Source organism: Polaromonas sp. P1_G4 (genome assembly GCF_056405475.1).
The window spans coordinates 1-1,988 of sequence record NZ_JBFUCA010000655.1 but is presented as its reverse complement, the minus strand read 5'-3'; the positions used below and the strand labels follow the sequence as shown (position 1 = coordinate 1,988).

The 1,988-nt window shown below is 62.5% G+C and carries 2 protein-coding genes; both read right to left on the bottom strand.

Annotated elements, in window-relative coordinates; genetic code table 11:
• Nucleotides 1-37: 37 nt before the first annotated feature.
• A complete protein-coding gene (locus AC1D1X_RS21815) occupies nt 38-1,069 on the bottom strand; it encodes a cytochrome d ubiquinol oxidase subunit II (protein ID WP_457282893.1) in 1,032 nt (343 codons plus the stop codon).
• On the bottom strand, nt 1,062-1,988 hold a 927-nt coding region (locus tag AC1D1X_RS21810), incomplete at its 5' end, for a cytochrome ubiquinol oxidase subunit I (protein ID WP_477699165.1). The genes AC1D1X_RS21815 and AC1D1X_RS21810, both read right to left, overlap by 8 nt.

The window sequence follows — 1,988 nt, the reverse complement described above, 5'->3', positions numbered from 1 at the left end:
TAGTGAGCGACCGTGGGGGCCATATCCTGCGTGGGGGCTAATATTTCAATGCGGTACTTTTTCCCCAGAACACGCGATAAGCGAACACGGTGTAGCCGATGATCATCGGCAGCACCACGGCTGCACCCGCCAGGATCACGCCCATGGCCTCGGGCGCGCTGGCCGACTGCCAGATCGTCAGCTTGTCGATCACCAGCCACGGGAAGAGGCTGTAAGCCAGGCCGTAGAAGGCCAGCAAAAACACGCCCACCGTCGCACCAAAAGGTACCCATGCGCCGTATTCATTGCCTTGTGCCAGGCGCACCGGCAGGCGCTGCAGGCTGCGGAAAATCACGCCAAACAGCACCGCCGTGGCCGCCGGGATTGGCAGCAGCAGCACGATGTTCGGAAACGAAAACCATTTGTCGAAAATGCTCTGGCTCACCAGCGGTGTGGCCACCGAGATGGCACCGATGCCGATCACAGTGAACAGGAGGCTGCGCCTGGCCCAGCGCACGGCTTGCAGTTGCAATTCGCCTTCGGATTTGATGATGAGCCAGCCGGCGCCGAGCAGGCAATACGCCGCGACCAGCGCCGCGCCGATGACCGCGTTGAAGACGATGGTCCACCAGGTCGCCGCAAAACCGGTGATCAGCGAACCCAGCATGTAGCCCTGCGACCAGCTTGCGAGCAGCGAACCGGTGTAGAACATGCGGTTCCACAAGGGCTTGTGGCTGGCGCGCGCCTTCACGCGGAAGTCAAAGGCCACGCCGCGCAGCGTGAGGCCGATGAGCATGAAGGCCACGGGCAAATACAGCGCGCCCAGGATGACGCCGTGCGCCAGCGGAAACACCGTGAGCAAAATACCGACGCCCAGCACCAGCCAGGTTTCGTTGGCGTCCCAGAAGGGGCCGATGCTGGCGATCATGGTGTCCTTGTCGTCATCGCCGGCGGTGCGCATCAACACGCCCACGCCCAGRTCGTAGCCGTCAAGAATCACATAGGCCAGCATCGCCAGGCCCATCACCACCAGGAAAACAATGGGCATCCAGCCGGCGGCTTGCGTCAGGTCAGGGGCAAGGTCAAGCATGGGAGGCTCCTTCTTTTTCGGGGTAGTTCACGACGTTGAGTTCCTTCTCGGTCGCACCGGCGGTGTTGTCGTCCCCGAACGGCTTGTCGGCGTGTTTCCTGTGCCGCGCGAGGTAGAAGACCACCGACACATAAGACACCAGCAGCACCGCATACAGCGCGAGGTAGAGCGTCAGCGTCAACGCGATGCGCGGTGCCGGCACTCTTGAGGCGGCATCGGCTGCCGTCAGCACGCCCGTCACCAGCCAGGGTTGCCGGCCGATCTCGGTCACGTACCAGCCGGCGATCAGCGCGATCCAGCCTGCGAATGTCATGGCGACCAGAACTCGTGCATGCCATACGGTGAGCGTACGGTCAGGGTCTTTTTTCCAGGGTGCCAATTGCCACACGMTGGCCCAACTGACCAGAAGCATCAGGACGCCCACCCCCACCATGATGCGAAAGGCCCAGAACACCGGCGCCACCGGCGGATGTTTTCCCTCGAACTCGTTCAAGCCCTTGACCTCGCCGTCCAGGCTGTGCGTGAGGTAGAGCGACGCCAGCTTGGGAATGCCGATTTCATAGCGGTTGGATTTGGTGGCTTGGTCGGGCAGTGCAAACAGTACCGCGGGCACGCCTTTTTGGGTTTCCCAGATGCCTTCCATGGCGGCCAGCTTGGCCGGCTGGTGCTCCATCGTGTTCAGGCCGTGCTGGTCACCCGCAACGATCTGCAGCGGAATCAGCATGGCAGCCATGTAGATGCCCGTCTTCAGGCCGGCCATGACTTCGGCCCCGCGGTCATCACGCAGCCAGCGGTAGGCCGAAACGCCCGCCACCAGAAATGCCACGGTCAGCCCCGACGCCAGCAGCATGTGCACCAGCCGATACGGAAATGAAGGATTGAAGATCACCGCCAGCCAGCTCGTCACATGCGCCTGGCC